This window comes from Mycolicibacterium palauense (assembly GCF_002592005.1).
GTDB classification, from domain to species: Bacteria; Actinomycetota; Actinomycetes; order Mycobacteriales; family Mycobacteriaceae; genus Mycobacterium; species Mycobacterium palauense.
Map to the genome: position 1 here is coordinate 26,951 of NZ_NVQF01000006.1, position 15,054 is coordinate 42,004.

Consider the following 15,054-nt stretch of genomic DNA (forward strand, 5'->3'; position numbering starts at 1 on the left):
CCCACCCCTCTCCCGAGACCCTCTTCCGGCCTCACATCGCCTCCGTGGAGAATAGCATTCTCCGCATCCGCGAGTAAGAATCTCATAAGGGGGGGTGTGGGCGACCCTTCGGGTGCACTTCTCCGGTACAGTTCATCCATGTCATTTCCACAGGGCGGCCAGTCGGATCCGCGATGAGCAGCCCCAGCGAAGAACCCGCGTGGAAGCAGCGCGCGGTCGAGCGGTCCATCAAGACCGCCAAGTTGCGCGCCGCCCAGCGGGTGCAGCGCTTCCTCGATGCCGCCCAGGCGATCATCACCGAAAAGGGCAGCACCGACTTCACGGTCCAGGAGGTCGTGGACCGCTCCCGCCAGTCGCTGCGGAGTTTCTACCTGCAGTTCGACGGCAAGCACGAGCTGCTGCTGGCCCTGTTCGAGGACGCGCTCAGCCGGGCCGCCGACCAGATCCGGGCGGCCACGTCCAGCCAGACCGACCCGCTGGACCGGCTCCGGGTCGCAATTGAGTTGCTGTTCGAGCTTTCTCGGCCCGACCCCGCCGCCAAGCGGCCGCTGTTCACCGACTTCGCCCCGCAACTGCTCATCTCCCACCCCAACGAGGTCCGGGTCGCCCACGCCCCGTTGATCACGTTGTTCACCGAGCTGATGGAAGAGGCCAGCGAGGCCGGCCGGCTGCGTGAGGACGTCAACCCGCGCCGGATGGCGGCCATGACGATGCAGACGGTGATGTTCACCGCACAGTCCAGCGCACCCGCCGAGGACGACGAGGTGCACCCGATCACCGCCGACGAAGTCTGGGCCTTCTGCGCCCGGGGTTTCGCCGCCAGCTAGCCCCAGAATCGGGTTCTCCGCACACCAGAACTCCGCTCACGATCAGCGAAGGCCCGATCTCGCGTTATGTGCGTCACAGCGTCGTTGTGTACGTCACAGCGGGGGGTGCATACCCACCAGGGCATCGGCAGCAGCATAGGCGTCGGTTCGCCCCTCCGCGACCGCCACGGCCAGCTCGTCGAGAGCCGGATGCCGCTGTAGCCGCGTCTGGGCCAGCGACAGGACCTGCACCCGCGCCCGCGCCGTGCGGCGCTCGGGGGTGTCGGCGCGGCGGTGGGCGTCGATGGCGGCCATCAGCTCGTCGATCCCCTCCCCCCGGGCCGCGACGAGCTTGAGGATGGGCGCCACGGTCTCGGCGTGCAGATCGCGCACCGTCTGATCGGCACCGTCGCGGTCGGCCTTGTTGACCACCACGACGTCGGCCACCTCCAACAGGCCCGCCTTGGCCGCCTGGATGGCGTCACCGGCGCCCGGGTTGAGGATGACCACCGTCGGATCGGCCACCGCGGCGATCTCGATCTCGGACTGCCCCACGCCGACGGTCTCCAGCAGCACGACGTCGTAGCCGAGCGCGGCCACCAGCCGGATGGCCGCGGGCACGGCGGCGGCCAGCCCACCGAGGTGGCCGCGGCTGGCCACCGAGCGGATCAGCACGCCGGCGTCGTTGATGTGCGCCGCCATCCGGATCCGATCGCCCAGCAGCGCGCCGCCACTGTAGGGCGAGGACGGGTCGACCGCCAGCACCGCCACCCGTCGGCCCTGCTCCCGGTGGGCACCCACCAGCGCCGCCACCGTCGTCGACTTGCCGGCCCCGGGCGGTCCGGTGACCCCGATGACCGGGACGGCCGCACGCCCGGGCGCGCCCTCGGCCGCCAGCACCGCCAGCAGATCGTCTCGCCGCGGGCCCTCGACCAGGCTCAGCAGCCGCCCGGCGGCCCGTGCCGAGCCGGCGCGGGCCGCCGTCAGCAGCTCGGCGATATCGAACTCTTTGCCGGTCACAACCATGGATTATCGGCCCTCACCCCGGGAGTCGCCCGGGCCCATACGAGAATAGTATTCTCTAGTTACGAGAGGTTGAATTGCCGGAAGGGAAATTAGCATGCAGATCACTGGCAGTGCGGCGCTGGTCGTCGGAGGCGCCGGCGGCCTGGGCGAGGCCACCGTCCGCAGGCTGCACGGCGCCGGCGCGAAGGTCGTCGTCGCCGACATGGCCGATGACAAGGGCAAGGCGCTGGAGTCCGAACTCGGCGTGCGCTACGTGCGCACCGATGCCACCAGCGAGGAAAGCGTGCTCGCCGCCATCGGCGAGGCCGAGGCACTGGGCCCCCTGCGCGTCTCGGTGGACACCCACGGCGGGCCGGCCAGCGGCGGCCGGCTGGTCGGAAAGGACGGCAGCCCACTGGATCTGGCCGGCTTCAAGACCACCATCGAGTTCTATCTGACCGCGGTGTTCAACGTCATGCGGCTCTCCGCCGCCGCCATCGCCCGCCAGGAGCCTCTCGAGGAAGGGCAGCGCGGCGTGATCATCAACACGGCCTCGATCGCCGGCTACGAGGGACAGATCGGCCAGGTGCCCTACTCGGCGGCCAAGGGCGGAGTCATCGGCATGACCCTGGTCGCCGCCCGAGACCTCTCGCCGCTGGGCATCCGGGTGGTGACGATCGCCCCGGGCACGATCAACACACCCGCCTACGGCAAGGCCGCCGACCAGCTCGAGGCCTACTGGGGCGGCCAGGTGCCGTTCCCCAAGCGGATGGGCCGCTCCACCGAGTACGCCACGCTGGCGGCCTCGATCATCGAGAACGACTACCTCAACGGCGAGGTCATCCGGCTCGACGGTGGCCTTCGCTTCCCACCCAAGTGACCCGTGCCCGCCGGGCCGCGTTCGGCCGGAACGGGGTTCGCGAGAACCCCGTTCCGGGCGCGCCCGGCGGGACGGCGACACTCACTTCTTGCTCTTGGCCATCAGCCCGTCGACGATCCGGTTGAAATCCGCGGTGCCGAACGAGACGTATTCCGAGGTGTTGGCGTAGTCCAGCGAGGCCATCACCGACCGCTCCAGCTGAATGTTCATCAGCCGCTTGGTCGCTTCGACCGCCTGCTGCGGCAATTCCAGCATCTTCTTGGCGCAGCCGATCGCCTCGGTGACCGGGTCGGCCACCACATGGTTGGCCAGCCCCAGCTCGAGCGCGCGCTGCGCGGTGATCTTCGTCCCCGTCAACGCGAACTCCTTGGCCTGCAGGAAGCTGATCTGCATGGGCCACACCAGCGGACCGCCGTCGGCGGCGACCAGACCGATCTGCACATGGGGGTCGGCGAAATGCGCCGTCTCGGCCATGTAGACGACATCCGACATCGCCGCCAGGCTGCAGCCCAGCCCCACGGCGGGCCCGTTCACCGCGGCGATCACCGGAATGCGGCACCGGATCATGCCGATCACGATGTCGCGGCCGTGCTTGATCGTCTTGGCACGCAACGCGTCGTCGCGGCGCAGCTCGTCGAGGTAGTTGAAGTCGCCGCCGGCCGAGAAGGCCCGGCCGGCACCGGTGAGCACCGCCACCCGTGCGTCGGCGTCCTCACTGAGTGCGTTCCACAGACCCGCCAGCCCGACGTGCAACGAATCGTTGACCGCGTTGAGGGCGTCCGGCCGGTTCAGCGTGATGATCCGCAGCGGCCCATCCGCCCGGACCTCGATTTCGGTTGGCATACCGTACATGTCAATTCCTTCCGCGTGTCGGTGTCTGGCTCTTCGCGCAAGCGCTCATCGGCGCCCTCGGCTCTTCGCGCAAGCGCTCATCGGCGCCCTCGGCTCTTCGCGCAAGCGCTCATCGGTGTCCTCGGCTCTTCGCGCAAGCGCTCATCGGCGCCCTCGGCTCTTCGCGCAAGCGCTCATCGCACGCCCAATCCCAAAATCCTCGACGCGATGATGTTCTTCTGGATCTGCGAGGTTCCGCCCATGACGCTCTGCGCCCGGCTGTACATGTAGGCGCCGAGCATCTCGTCGTCCTCCACCCCCGCCACCGAGACCGCCGCGTGCCCCACCGACTGGTCAACCCAGGTCATCAGCAGCTTGTCGATCGACCCTTCCGGTCCATGTGAGAGCCCGTCGAGTTGTTCGGAAAGCCGCCTCCGCACATGGTGAGTCAGCATCTCCACCTGTACGGCCGCCCAGACCAGATCCTCGGGCGGATCATCGGTGCGCTTGGCCAGCGCGCGCACCAGCTTGCCGTAGCGGGCGGCGAAGCCCAGCGTGGACGGCTCACGCTCGTGGCCGACGACGGTCATGGCCAGCGGCCAGCCCTCCCCGGGGGCGCCGACCATGTTCTCCACCGGCACCCTGGCGCCGTCGAAGGTGACCTGGCCGAACTCCTTGGTCACGCCGCTGATCATCTTCAGTGGGCGTTGTTGGATCCCGGGCTGGTGCATGTCCACGATGAACGCCGAAATACCCTTGTGCCGCTTGACGGTCGGGTCGGTGCGCGCAAGCACCAGACACCAGTCGGCCACGTCGGAATAGCTCGTCCAGATCTTGTGACCGTTGATCACGTAGTGGTCGCCGTCCAGCGTGGCGGTGGTGGTCAGCGACGCCAGATCCGAACCGGCACCGGGCTCCGAAAAGCCCTGGCACCAGCGTTCGCTGCCGTCGATCATGCCCGGCAGGAAGCGCTGCTGCAGCTCCTTGCTGCCGTGCCGGCCGAGCCCCACCACGAGGTACCCCAGGCTGGGCCGCGGGGGCGCTCCGGCACGCGCCAGCTCCTCGTCGAGGATGACGTCATAGACCGGTGGCAGCTCCTGGCCGCCGAACTCGCTGGGCCAGGACAGTCCGAAGAACCCGCCCTGATACAGCGCGCGGTGCCAGTCGCCCTGCCTGGCCCAGTACTCGTCGCCGGAGGTCGGGAACTCCTTGGCGTGCACCTCAAGCCAGTCGCGCAGGCGCCGGCGGAACGCCGCCTCCTCGGCGGAATCACGAAAGTCCAAGGTCGATGTCCTCCCACTTGACGGGCCACAGTTCGGTCGACGTGAGCGCTCGCCGCAGGTAGGCGTGCGCCAGGCACTCCCAGGTGTTGCCGATGCCGCCGTGCACCTGGATCGACGTCTCGCACACGGTGCGCGCGGCACGCACGCAGTAGAGCTTGGCCACCCGGGCGGCCCGCACGGCCTCGTCGGCCGACAGCTCGTCAACCGCCCAGGCGGCGTGCCGCAGGATGCTCACCGAGCCCTCGGTCAGGGTCAGGCTTTCGGCCAGCAGGTGTGCGACGGCCTGGTAAGAGCCGATGGCGTGACCGTACTGCTCGCGGATCTTGGCGTACTCGACCGCCAGATGCAGGGCACCGCGGGCGACCCCGACCAGATCGGCGGCCGTGGTGACCAGTCCCAGCGCCTGCCAACGGGCGGCGTCCGCGGAGCCGACGGTGCCGACGGGCTGCGGCGCCCCGACCCGAGCGCGGGCGCGGGTGAGGTCGGCGGCCGGGGCGGTGTCGGTGATCTCGGCGCTCTGCACGGTCGTACCGTCACACCAGAACGCCCTGCGGCTGTCGCGGGCGTCGGTGGCGTACCCATCGACGGCGACGGTCGCCCGGTCGGCGTCGACGCCCTCCAGGTGACGGGTCAGATCGTCGGCCAGCACCGGCCCCAGGAAGGGGGCGTCCACCAGGCCGCGGCCGAACTCCTCGGCGACGATGGCGACCTCCACGCCGGAGGCCTCGTCGGTACGCAGGCTGCGCCACCCGGTGGCCGCGATCTGCTTGTCCAGCCGCGCGATTCGGCTCGCATCCTCGAGTTCGGCTACCGACCCCGGACCGAGATCGTCGGCGAGTTTGGCGGCGGCATCGCGCAGCTGTTGTTGTTCAGTGGTCAGACGGACATCCATGGCGCTCCTTCAGCACGCGACGCAGCACCTTGCCGGAGGGCAAGCGTGGAATCTCGGGGACGACGACGACCTCGCTGGGCCGTTTGTAGGACGCCAGCGTGTCGCCGACGAGGGCGATGAGCTCGGCGGGCTCGACCGGGGCGCTCAGGGCCACCGCCGCGACGATCGCCTCACCGTCACCGGCGTGCGGCACGCCGAACACCGCGCAGTCCGCGACGGCCGGGTGCCCGTGCAGCACCGCCTCCACCTCGGCGGGGGCGACCTGGAACCCGCGCACCTTGATCATCTCCTTGGCGCGGTCGGTGATGGTCAGGAAGCCTCGGTCGTCGAGGAAGCCGACATCGCCGGTGCGGTACCAGCCGCCGGCGAAGGCCGCCGGGGTCGCCTCGTCGGGCAGGTAGCCGGCCATCACCGAGTCCGCACGGGCCTGGATCTCGCCCTCTTCACCCGCCGGGAGCTCGGCGCCGGTCTCCAGGGAGACCACCCGCAGCCGCACCCCGGGGGCTGCCCGCCCGACGGTGTCCAGGAGCCCGCCGCTCAGCTCGTTGCAGGCCAGCACCGGCAGCTCGCTGGCGCCGTAGGCGGTCGTCCACCCGACGCCGGTGCGGCGCGTGACCTCCTCGGCGACGCTGACCGTGACCGGGGTGGCACACCACATGATGTAGCGCAGCGACGACAGGTCGAAGTCCGCCAGCCGCGGGTGGGCGGCCAGGGCCAGTGCGATCGGGGCCACCGCCATCTCCACGGTGATCCCGTCGGTTTCGATGTGGCGCAGCATCGTGTCGATGTCGAACCGCCGGTGCAGCCGCAGCCAGCCCCCGGCCTGGAGCACGGTGACGATGTTGAGCAGGCCCAGGATGTGTGAGGGCGGCGTCATGATCTGCAGCCGGTCGGTCTCGCTCAGCCGCAACGCGGCACGCCAGTGGCTGACCGCGGCCCCGAACGATCCGTGGGTGTGGCGCACCGCCTTGGGCAGGCCGGCGGTGCCCGAACTGAAGACCAGGACCGCCTCGTCGTCGGGCCCCGGCGCCTCGCGGGCCGAGGCGGCGGCCGCCGGCGGGACGGGCTCGTCGAGGTTCAGCATCGGCATGAGCTCCGCCAGCACCGGATGGTCGCCGACGGCGTGCCCCGCCCCGGTGAGTGTCAGGGCGTGTTCCACCTCGGCGCGCTTCCAGGCCGGGCTCACCAACACCACACTCGCCCCCAGTCGCCATACCGCACGCAGCGCGACGACGAACTCGGGCCGGTTCGACGACATGATGGCCACCCGCTCACCCCGGCGCACCCCACGTCCGGCCAGTACGGCGGCCATCGCTTCGGTGAGCGACTCCAGCTCCGAGCGGCGGTACTGGCTGTCCTCGAACGCGAGGACAACCGGGTCGGGCATCGGTCGTCCTCCTCGGGGCCTTGTCGTCGGGTGCGGTTCGGGCTGGCGGCGTTTCTCGGGGCGGCATCCTCGGGAGCGCGCACCCACGGCCGAGGCCGGCGAGCGCACCTCATGGAAGAATCGAGAAGATCCTATCGCAGCACGAGAACAATATTCTCGTTAGGGTAGAATACACGTACCAGAAGGAGGGAAAATGACGACACCGTCGTCCACAGGCACGACGACCAGCACGGCGGCCGCCGAAGAGCGGGCCGAAGTGACCATCCTGCTCGACGGGAAGACGGCGTCGGTGCCGCTGCGCGAAGGAGAGACGATTCTCGAGACGGCGCGGCGAGCGGGCCTGACTCCACCCTTCTCCTGCGAGGCGGGCAACTGCGGCACCTGCATGGCCAAACTCACCGAGGGCACCGCCACCATGCGGGTCAACGACGCCCTGGACGACGACGAGGTCGAGGAGGGGTACGTGCTGACCTGCCAGGGCATTCCGGACGGACCCGTGGTCGTCGACTACGACGACTGACTGGCGTGGTCGTCGACTGCGACGACTGACTGGCGACCGGCCAACGACTGACAGACGACCGGCAAGAGCCGACCGACACGAAGGCGCCCGGACTCAGCCGGCAGCCTCGTCAAGGGTTCCATGCGCGCCGAGCACCGGGGGCGGCCGGTAGTCGGGCTGGTAGCCGTCGACCCGCACCGGGCAGCCCACCAGGCGGAAATCCCCCGCGGACACCACCATCTCGGGCGTGGCCTCCAGCGCCTCGGGCAGGGTGCGCACGGCCGCGGCGGGAATCCCCAGCGGTTTGAGGCGGGCCTCCCAGCCCGCGGCGGTATCCGCCGACAGGGCGGTCGTGACGATTTCCAGCACCTCGTCGCGGCGCGCCGCCCGTTCGGCCATCGCCGGAAACGGGACCGCGCCGCCGGGCGCCAGGCCCGCCTCGGCCGCGAACGACCGCCAGAAACCGTCGTGGGTGATGAACAGCGCCAGATACCCGTCGGCAGTCGGAAACAGTTGCGCGGGAACATAGAACGAGTGCGCCCCACCCGCCCGGCGCTGCGGCACCACGCCGCTGTTGAGATACGCCGAGGCGTGGTAATTCAGCTGGGAAAGCATCACGTCACGCAGGCAGACGTCGAGCTGTCCGCCGCGCCCGGACACGATCTGGGCCAGCAGCCCCAGTGCCGCGGTCAGCCCGGTGGAGTTGTCGGCCGAGGAGTAGCCGGGCAGCGTCGGCGGACCGTCCGGGTCGCCGGTCAGCGCCGCGATCCCGGTCGCGGCCTGGACGACGTAGTCGAAGGCCGGGTCGTCGCCGCCGTAGAGGCCGAACCCGGTCAGCGCCACGCAGACGATCTTGGGATTGTGCCGGGCCAGGGCGTCGTAGGTGAGCCCCAGTTTGTGGATCGCCGAGGGCTTCAGGTTCACCAGCAGCGCATGGGACCCGGCGACCAGCTCGCCCAGCGCACGCTGCCCCTCCTGGGTGCCCAATTCCAGGCAGACGCTGCTCTTGCCGCGGTTGAGGCTGGCGAAATAGGTGTCGCTGACCTGGCGGGAGATGTCGCCAGTGGGCGGTTCGATCTTGGTGACCTCGGCGCCCAGATCGGCCAGCATCATCGTGGCGTAGGGCCCGGCCAGCATGGTGCCGACCTCCAGGATCTTGATCCCGGACAGCGGACCGTCGCTCATCGGTGTCCTCGGCTCTTCGCGCAAGCGCTCATCGGCACCCTCGGCTCTTCGCGCGAGCGCTCATCGGTGTCCTCGGCTCTTCGCGCGAGCGCTCATCGGCGTCCTCGGCTCTTCGCGCGAGCGCTCATCGCACGGCCTTCGCCAGTTCGCCGATCACCTCGCGGGTCCGGTACTTCGACGCCACCAGCTCGTCGCGGGTCTCCCCGATCGGCAACAGCCGCACCGACAGGTCGGTCACACCCGCATCCGCGAACTGCTTGAAGCGGGCCAGGATCGACTCCTCGTCGCCGGCCGCGCACAGATCGCCCACATTGCGGGCGTCCCCGCGGTCGAGCAGCCGCTGATAGTTCGGCGAGGTCTCGGCCTCGGCCAGGATCCGGTTGGCGCGCGTCTGGGCCGCCTCGATCTCGGAGTTGGCGCACAGGCACACCGGGATGCCGGCAACGATGCGCGGTGCCGGGCGCCCGGCGCCCTCGGCGGCCTTGGTGATCCGCGGCGCGATGTGCTCACCGATAGCGCGTTCGTCGGCCATCCACAGCACGGTACCGTCGGCCAGCTCGCCGGCCAGTTTCAGCATCACCGGGCCGAGCGCGGCCACCAGGACCGGCAGGGGCCGCTCGGCGCCCAGCGCGGTCGGGTTGTGCACGGTGAAGGTGTCGTTCTCCACGTCGACCGGGCCCGGCCCGGCCAGCGCGGTGTTGAGCACCTCCAGGTAGTCGCGGGTGTAGGCGGCGGGTTTCTCGTACGGGATGCCCAGCATGTCGCGCACGATCCAGTGGTGCGAGGGCCCCACCCCCAGCGCCAGCCGCCCACCGCTGCCGGCGTGCACCGACAGGGCCTGGCGTGCCAGGGCGATCGGATGCTGGGCCTGCAGCGGCACCACGGCCGTGCCGAGCTCGATGCGCTCGGTGCGGGTGCCCATCAGCGACACCATCGTCAGCGCGTCGAAGTCGTCGGGCACCTGCGGCATCCAGGCGGTGTCCAGCCCCGCCGACTCGGCCCACTCGATGTCGGAGAGGAACCTGGTGACCTTGCGGGTCATGTCGCCGCGCTCGGCGCCGATCATCACTCCCAACCGCATTACTCGGCACTCCCTTCGGCTGCCACCGGCTGACCCGTGAGCGCACGGACATCGCGCACCAGGGCATCGAGAGCCGTCCCGGTGGGAGAGACCGCCGCGGCACCGGCGTCGAGCACCTTCTGCACGTCACCCTGCGGAATGGTGCCCCCGACGACGACGGCGATGTCCCCGGCGTCGGCGGCGCGCAGCGCGTCGACGGTGCGCTTGGTCAGTGCGACGTGGGCGCCGGACAGGATCGACAGCCCGACCACCGCAACGTCTTCCTGCAGGGCGATCGAGACGATGTCCTCGATGCGCTGCCGGATGCCGGTGTAGATCACCTCGAACCCGGCGTCCCGCAGGGTCCGCGCGACGATCTTGGCGCCGCGGTCGTGCCCGTCCAGGCCGGGCTTGGCCACCAGGATCCGCTGCGGGTGGGCGTGCGAAGTGTCAGTCATCTAGAACACCACCGGTTGTTGGAATTCGCCCCAGACCGCCTTGAGCGCGGACACCATCTCCCCCACGGTGCAGTACGCGTTGGCGCAGTCGATCAGGGCGTGCATCAGGTTGTCGGTCCCTTCGGCGGCGCGCGACAGCGCCGCCAGGGTGGAGGCCACCTGCGCCGAGTCGCGCTCGGCCTTCACCCGTGCCAGCCGCTTGAGCTGCAGCTCGCGCCCCTCGGCGTCGAGTTCGTAGGTGGAGATGTCCGGGGGCGGCTCGTCGGAGACGAACTTGTTGACCCCCACCACCGGCCGTTCGCCGGACTCGATCTCCTGGTGGATCTTGTAGGCCTCGTCGGCGATCAGGCCCTGCAGATACCCGTCCTCGATGCAGCGCACCATGCCGCCGTGCTGCTCCAGGTCGTGCATGATCTCGATGATGCGTTCCTCGGTGGCGTCGGTGAGCGCCTCCACGAAGTAGGACCCGCCCAGCGGGTCGGCCACCCGGGCCACCCCGGTCTCGTAGGCCAGGATCTGCTGGGTGCGCAGCGCCAGCGTCGCGGACTCCTCGCTGGGCAGGGCGAACGGCTCGTCCCAGGCGGCGGTGAACATCGACTGCACCCCGCCCAGCACCGCCGCCATCGCCTCATAGGCCACGCGCACCAGGTTGTTCTGCGCCTGCGGGCCGAACAGCGAGGCCCCGCCGGCCACGCAGCCGAACCGGAACATCGACGCCTTGTCGGTGCCGGCCCCGTAGCGCTCCCGCACGATGGTCGCCCAACGGCGCCGTCCCGCCCGGTACTTGGCGATCTCCTCGAAGAAGTCGCCGTGGGTGTAGAAGAAGAACGAGATCTGCGGGGCGAACTTGTCGATGGTCATCCGGCCACGCTCGACCACGGTGTCGCAGTAGGTGACACCGTCGGCCAGGGTGAAGGCCATCTCCTGCACGGCGTTGGCCCCGGCGTCGCGGAAGTGCGCACCGGCCACCGAGATCGCGTTGAACCGCGGCACCTCGGCCGCGCAGAACTCGATGGTGTCGGCGATCAGACGCAGCGACGGCTCCGGCGGCCAGATCCAGGTGCCGCGCGAGGCGTACTCCTTGAGGATGTCGTTCTGGATGGTGCCGGTCAGCTTCTCCCGCGGCACCCCGGCCTTCTCCGCGGCGGCCACGTAGAACGCCAGCAGGATGGCGGCGGTGCCGTTGATGGTGAAACTGGTGGAGATCTTGTCCAGCGGGATGCCGTCGAACAGGATCTCCGCGTCGGCGAGGGTGTCCACCGCGACACCCACCCGGCCGACCTCCTCGCCGTACTCGGCGTCATCGGAGTCGTATCCGCACTGGGTGGGCAGATCCAGCGCCACCGACAACCCGGTGCCGCCCTGCTCGAGCAGATAGCGGTAGCGGCGGTTGGACTCCTCGGCGGTACCGAAACCCGAGTACTGCCGGAAGGTCCAGAGCCGGCCGCGGTAGCCGGTGGAGAAGTTGCCGCGGGTGAACGGATATTCGCCGGGCATCGGGGGCACCCCCGCCTCGCCGCGCGCCTGCGGACCGTAGACCGGGTCCAGCGGGATGCCGGACGAGGTCTCAGCTGTGTAATCCATATTTCTCCATCGTGTGGCCAGACGTGAGCCAATGGGGGATAACGTACTTGCAAAAAAAGAGAATGCAAATACCATCCTAGGCGAACGCAACCCCAGGAGAGACATGACCGAGCCCGGCGCCGACCCTACGACCACCCTGCGCGACCGCACCCTCGTGGTCTCGGGCGCCAGTCGCGGTATCGGGCTGGCCATCGCCGTCGGAGCGGCCCGCCAGGGCGCCAACGTCGTCCTGCTGGCCAAGACCGCCGAGCCGCACCCGAAGCTGCAGGGCACCGTGTACACCGCGGCGGCCGAGATCGAGGCGGCCGGCGGCAAGGCCGTCGCGGTCGTCGGGGACGTGCGCAAGGAAGAGGATGTCCAACGCGTCGCCGACACCGCCGCCGAGCGGTTCGGCGGCATCGACGTGTGCGTCAACAACGCCAGCGCCATCTCCACCGACCCCACCGAGAAGCTGTCGGCCAAGAAATTCGACCTGATGGCCGACATCAACATCCGCGGCACCTTTCTGCTGACCAAGGCGTGCCTGCCGCACCTGCGCAACTCGCCCAATCCGCACGTGCTGACCATCGCCCCGCCGGTCAACATGAACCCGTACTGGCTGGGCGTGCACCCCTCCTACACGCTGTCCAAGTACGGGATGACCCTGCTGTCGCTGGGGTGGGCCGAGGAGTTCGGCGAGGCCAACGGGGGCCCGGGAATCGCGTTCAACTGCCTGTGGCCCGAGACCTACATCGCCACCGCGGCGGTGACCAACCTCGCCGACGGCGACGAGCTGGCCGCCTCGTCGCGCAGCCCGGAGATCATGGCCGACGCCGCGGTGGAGATCCTGCGCCGCCCGGCCCGCCGGACCACCGGACACTGCTTCATCGACGCCGACGTCCTCACCGGGGCCGGCATGACCGATCTGTCCCGCTACGGCGGCGGGGCGCACCCGATCCGGGACCTGTTCCTGGATCCGGCCGGCGACTGAACCCTCCGCGGCCCCTCCGCGACGCCACATCCACCGGAAACGATGATTTCGCTGACCGAGAAGGATATTCTCGGAAGCGACGAATCCGTGTGAACGAGGTGGCGATGGACGGTCGGGGCACCACGCTCGGGCCGGCGCGCGCCAACGCGGACCGGGCGGACGCCAACGGGGAGATGGAGCGCATCCTGTCCGCGGCGGTGCGGGTGATGACGACCGCGGCCCCGGATTCACCGAAGGTCAGCGACATCGTTGCCGAGGCGGGCACCTGCAACAAGACCTTCTACCGCTACTTCGGCGGCAAGGACGAGCTGGTGCTCGCCGTCATGGAGCGGGGCATCGCGCGCGTGGCCGCCGATCTCGCGGCCCGTATGGACGGCACCACCGACCCGGCGGGCAAGGTGGCCAGCTGGGTCGACGGGCTGCTCGCCCAGCTCAGCGACCCGCAGCTGTTCAGCATGTGCCACGCCACGGTGGCCCAGTTCTCGACGGTCGCCCAACGCCACGAACCCGACGCCGACGTCATGCGACCGCTGCGCGTGCTGCTCGACGCGCCGTTGGCCGCGATGGGCGGACGGTGCCCGGAGCGCGACGGGGACGCGGTGTTCCACTGCACGATGGGGGTGCTGCGCAGCTATCTGGGGTCCGGGCGCCGGCCACCGCAGGGGGACGTGGAGCATCTCGTGCGGTTCTGCCTCGGCGGTGTCGGAGTTGGGCTGGGTGACCCGGCCCTCCGGTAGCGCCGCCGGGCTGGCGTTGCGCTACACCGCGGGTGTCACCGTCGCCCACATCCTCGCGGTCATCGAGGTGCTGATCGTGATGACCGCCCTGCGCCGCGAAACACTCGGATCGGGCCACGCCCCGTTCGGGGAGCACAACGACCCGCTGGTCGTGGCCCTGGTGGTGGTCGCGCTGGTGGTCGTGGTGGTCGGCAGCGTGCTCAACGTGTTACCCCCACTGCGCTGGTACCTCAGCGGCGCCTCCCCCACCCCGCGGCAGCGCCGCTGCGCGCTGAACGTCGCCCGGCGCACCACCTTTCTGCTCGTCGGGGTGTGGGCGGCCAGCGGCGCGGTGGTGGTGCTGGCCAACCTGCGCGACGCGGTCACCGTCGCCGTCCTGGTGGGGCCCGCGGTGTTCTTCGGGGCCACCGCCGCGGTCTGCACCGCCCTGCTGCTCACCGCGCGGACGCTGCATCCCCTCAGCGCCGCGGCAGGCCCGTACGGCGTCGACCGGGACACCGCCCCCGGGGTTATGGCGAGGCTGTTGCTGATGTGGGTGCTGTGCTGCGCGTTGCCCAGCACGGGAATCGCCCTGCTGATCCTCATCCGCGCACGGGGGTGGATCATCGAGACCACGGCCTCGGTCGAGGTTCCCGTCCTGGTGCTCTCGGCGGTCGCGATGCTGTGGGGCCTGCGCGGGATGATGCTGGTGTCGCGGTCGATCTCCGACCCGGTGCGCGAGGTCGTCGACGCGATGGCCGACGTGGAACGGGGCAACATCGACCGCCGGGTCGCAATCTACGAGCGTTCCGAGATCGGTCTGCTGCAGAGCGGTTTCAACCGGATGGTGGCCGGCCTCCGGGAGCGCGACCGCCTGCGCGATCTGTTCGGCCGCCACGTCGGCGACGATGTGGTCAAGCTGTTGGTGCAGCGCGACGAGTCGCTGTACCGCGACGTGCGCGAGGTGGCGGTGTTGTTCATCGACCTCGCCGGTTCCACCCGATTGGCCGCCACCCACCCGCCCGAACAGGTCGCCGACGTGCTCAACGACTTCTTCCGGGCCGTCGTCGCCGCCGTCGACCGCCATCACGGGTTCGTCAACAAATTCCAGGGCGACGCGGCACTGGCGGTGTTCGGCGCACCGCTGCGCAGCGCCACCGCGCCAGGCGACGCGCTGGCCACGGCGCGCGAACTGGCCACGTCGATGCGTGGGCTGTCCAGCCTGGACTTCGGGGTCGGCGTCTGCGCGGGCCCGGTGTTCGCCGGTTACCTCGGCGCCCTCAACCGGTTCGAGTACACGGTGATCGGCGATCCCGTCAACGAGGCGGCGCGGCTGGCCGACCGTGCCAAGTCCGATCCCGGACGGGTCCTGGCCTCCGGGGCGGCGGTCCGCGACGCGGCCGAGGACGAGCGGGCACGGTGGCGGCCGGCCGGCTCGGTGGTGCTGCGCGGACGCAGCCGCCCCACCGACATGTGGGCCCCCTCGGCCTGACGGTTC

The 15,054-nt window shown here is 70.1% G+C and carries 15 protein-coding genes; 6 read left to right on the forward strand and 9 right to left on the reverse strand.

Going from position 1 to position 15,054, the window contains the following annotated elements; translation table 11 throughout:
- Window positions 1-173 precede the first annotated feature (173 nt).
- Window positions 174-827, forward strand: a complete 654-nt coding sequence (locus CSR00_RS03885; protein WP_099021095.1) for a TetR/AcrR family transcriptional regulator — start codon at window positions 174-176, stop codon at window positions 825-827.
- Between the two features lie 93 nt (window positions 828-920).
- On the opposite strand, the gene meaB is transcribed toward CSR00_RS03885, so the two are convergent.
- Complete coding sequence (gene meaB / locus CSR00_RS03890; protein WP_245905818.1) at window positions 921-1,826, reverse strand: methylmalonyl Co-A mutase-associated GTPase MeaB; 906 nt, start codon at window positions 1,824-1,826, stop codon at window positions 921-923.
- 100 nt (window positions 1,827-1,926) lie between these two features.
- Between meaB and CSR00_RS03895 the strand changes: the two genes are divergently transcribed.
- Complete coding sequence (locus tag CSR00_RS03895) at window positions 1,927-2,691, forward strand: SDR family NAD(P)-dependent oxidoreductase (protein ID WP_099021097.1); 765 nt, start codon at window positions 1,927-1,929, stop codon at window positions 2,689-2,691.
- Window positions 2,692-2,772: 81 nt separating this feature from the next.
- Here the strand turns inward: CSR00_RS03895 and CSR00_RS03900 are convergent, their stop codons facing one another.
- The 4 genes from CSR00_RS03900 to CSR00_RS03915 all read right to left on the reverse strand — a co-directional run bounded on the left by CSR00_RS03900 (window position 2,773) and on the right by CSR00_RS03915 (window position 7,084).
- Window positions 2,773-3,543, reverse strand: coding sequence for an enoyl-CoA hydratase/isomerase family protein (locus CSR00_RS03900; RefSeq protein WP_099021098.1), 771 nt, complete (start codon window positions 3,541-3,543; stop codon window positions 2,773-2,775).
- Between the two features lie 173 nt (window positions 3,544-3,716).
- Window positions 3,717-4,805, reverse strand: coding sequence for an acyl-CoA dehydrogenase family protein (locus CSR00_RS03905; protein WP_099021099.1), 1,089 nt, complete (start codon window positions 4,803-4,805; stop codon window positions 3,717-3,719).
- Window positions 4,792-5,697 carry an acyl-CoA dehydrogenase family protein gene (locus tag CSR00_RS03910; protein WP_099021100.1) on the reverse strand — a complete coding sequence of 302 codons (906 nt, stop codon included), beginning with the start codon at window positions 5,695-5,697 and terminating at the stop codon, window positions 4,792-4,794. The genes CSR00_RS03905 and CSR00_RS03910 overlap by 14 nt, the downstream gene beginning before the upstream one ends.
- Window positions 5,675-7,084: a class I adenylate-forming enzyme family protein gene (locus tag CSR00_RS03915; RefSeq protein ID WP_099021101.1), complete on the reverse strand. Its 1,410-nt coding sequence runs from the start codon at window positions 7,082-7,084 to the stop codon at window positions 5,675-5,677. The genes CSR00_RS03910 and CSR00_RS03915 overlap by 23 nt, the downstream gene beginning before the upstream one ends.
- A gap of 193 nt (window positions 7,085-7,277) precedes the next feature.
- Between CSR00_RS03915 and CSR00_RS03920 the strand changes: the two genes are divergently transcribed.
- Complete coding sequence (locus CSR00_RS03920; RefSeq protein ID WP_099021102.1) at window positions 7,278-7,604, forward strand: 2Fe-2S iron-sulfur cluster-binding protein; 327 nt, start codon at window positions 7,278-7,280, stop codon at window positions 7,602-7,604.
- Window positions 7,605-7,697: 93 nt separating this feature from the next.
- Here CSR00_RS03920 and CSR00_RS03925 read toward each other — a convergent pair whose 3' ends face one another.
- From CSR00_RS03925 to CSR00_RS03940, 4 genes are all read right to left on the reverse strand, one after another.
- Window positions 7,698-8,768, reverse strand: coding sequence for a CaiB/BaiF CoA transferase family protein (locus CSR00_RS03925; protein WP_099021103.1), 1,071 nt, complete (start codon window positions 8,766-8,768; stop codon window positions 7,698-7,700).
- A gap of 124 nt (window positions 8,769-8,892) precedes the next feature.
- Window positions 8,893-9,849, reverse strand: coding sequence for an LLM class F420-dependent oxidoreductase (locus CSR00_RS03930; protein WP_099021104.1), 957 nt, complete (start codon window positions 9,847-9,849; stop codon window positions 8,893-8,895).
- Complete coding sequence (locus CSR00_RS03935) at window positions 9,849-10,286, reverse strand: cobalamin B12-binding domain-containing protein (RefSeq protein ID WP_099021105.1); 438 nt, start codon at window positions 10,284-10,286, stop codon at window positions 9,849-9,851. The genes CSR00_RS03930 and CSR00_RS03935 overlap by 1 nt, the downstream gene beginning before the upstream one ends.
- Window positions 10,287-11,870 carry a methylmalonyl-CoA mutase family protein gene (locus CSR00_RS03940; RefSeq protein ID WP_099021106.1) on the reverse strand — a complete coding sequence of 528 codons (1,584 nt, stop codon included), beginning with the start codon at window positions 11,868-11,870 and terminating at the stop codon, window positions 10,287-10,289.
- A 103-nt stretch (window positions 11,871-11,973) separates the two neighbouring features.
- Here CSR00_RS03940 and CSR00_RS03945 point away from each other — a divergent pair, with 103 nt between their 5' ends.
- The 3 genes from CSR00_RS03945 (at window position 11,974) to CSR00_RS03955 (ending at window position 15,048) form a co-directional block, all read left to right on the forward strand.
- The gene (locus CSR00_RS03945; RefSeq protein ID WP_099021107.1) at window positions 11,974-12,840 is read left to right on the forward strand and encodes an SDR family oxidoreductase; all 867 of its coding nucleotides are present in this window, start codon (window positions 11,974-11,976) and stop codon (window positions 12,838-12,840) included.
- A 104-nt stretch (window positions 12,841-12,944) separates the two neighbouring features.
- Window positions 12,945-13,577 (forward strand): TetR/AcrR family transcriptional regulator, encoded by a 633-nt coding sequence (locus CSR00_RS03950; protein ID WP_099021164.1) that lies wholly within the window; start codon window positions 12,945-12,947, stop codon window positions 13,575-13,577.
- On the forward strand, window positions 13,558-15,048 hold the full coding sequence (locus tag CSR00_RS03955; protein WP_245905819.1) for an adenylate/guanylate cyclase domain-containing protein: 1,491 nt from the start codon (window positions 13,558-13,560) through the stop codon (window positions 15,046-15,048). Before CSR00_RS03950 ends, CSR00_RS03955 begins: the two co-directional genes overlap by 20 nt.
- Window positions 15,049-15,054: the final 6 nt, after the last annotated feature.

Bases quoted from the DNA above. Each gene is read 5' to 3' on its own strand.
- CSR00_RS03885 (WP_099021095.1), top strand. From the start codon at position 174: ATGAGCAGCCCCAGCGAAGAACCCGCGTGGAAGCAGCGCGCGGTCGAG.
- CSR00_RS03895 (WP_099021097.1), top strand. From the start codon at position 1,927: ATGCAGATCACTGGCAGTGCGGCGCTGGTCGTCGGAGGCGCCGGCGGC.
- CSR00_RS03900 (WP_099021098.1), bottom strand. From the start codon at position 3,543: ATGTACGGTATGCCAACCGAAATCGAGGTCCGGGCGGATGGGCCGCTG.
- CSR00_RS03910 (WP_099021100.1), bottom strand. From the start codon at position 5,697: ATGGATGTCCGTCTGACCACTGAACAACAACAGCTGCGCGATGCCGCC.
- CSR00_RS03915 (WP_099021101.1), bottom strand. From the start codon at position 7,084: ATGCCCGACCCGGTTGTCCTCGCGTTCGAGGACAGCCAGTACCGCCGC.
- CSR00_RS03920 (WP_099021102.1), top strand. From the start codon at position 7,278: ATGACGACACCGTCGTCCACAGGCACGACGACCAGCACGGCGGCCGCC.
- CSR00_RS03925 (WP_099021103.1), bottom strand. From the start codon at position 8,768: ATGAGCGACGGTCCGCTGTCCGGGATCAAGATCCTGGAGGTCGGCACC.
- CSR00_RS03930 (WP_099021104.1), bottom strand. From the start codon at position 9,849: ATGCGGTTGGGAGTGATGATCGGCGCCGAGCGCGGCGACATGACCCGC.
- CSR00_RS03935 (WP_099021105.1), bottom strand. From the start codon at position 10,286: ATGACTGACACTTCGCACGCCCACCCGCAGCGGATCCTGGTGGCCAAG.
- CSR00_RS03940 (WP_099021106.1), bottom strand. From the start codon at position 11,870: ATGGATTACACAGCTGAGACCTCGTCCGGCATCCCGCTGGACCCGGTC.
- CSR00_RS03945 (WP_099021107.1), top strand. From the start codon at position 11,974: ATGACCGAGCCCGGCGCCGACCCTACGACCACCCTGCGCGACCGCACC.
- CSR00_RS03950 (WP_099021164.1), top strand. From the start codon at position 12,945: ATGGACGGTCGGGGCACCACGCTCGGGCCGGCGCGCGCCAACGCGGAC.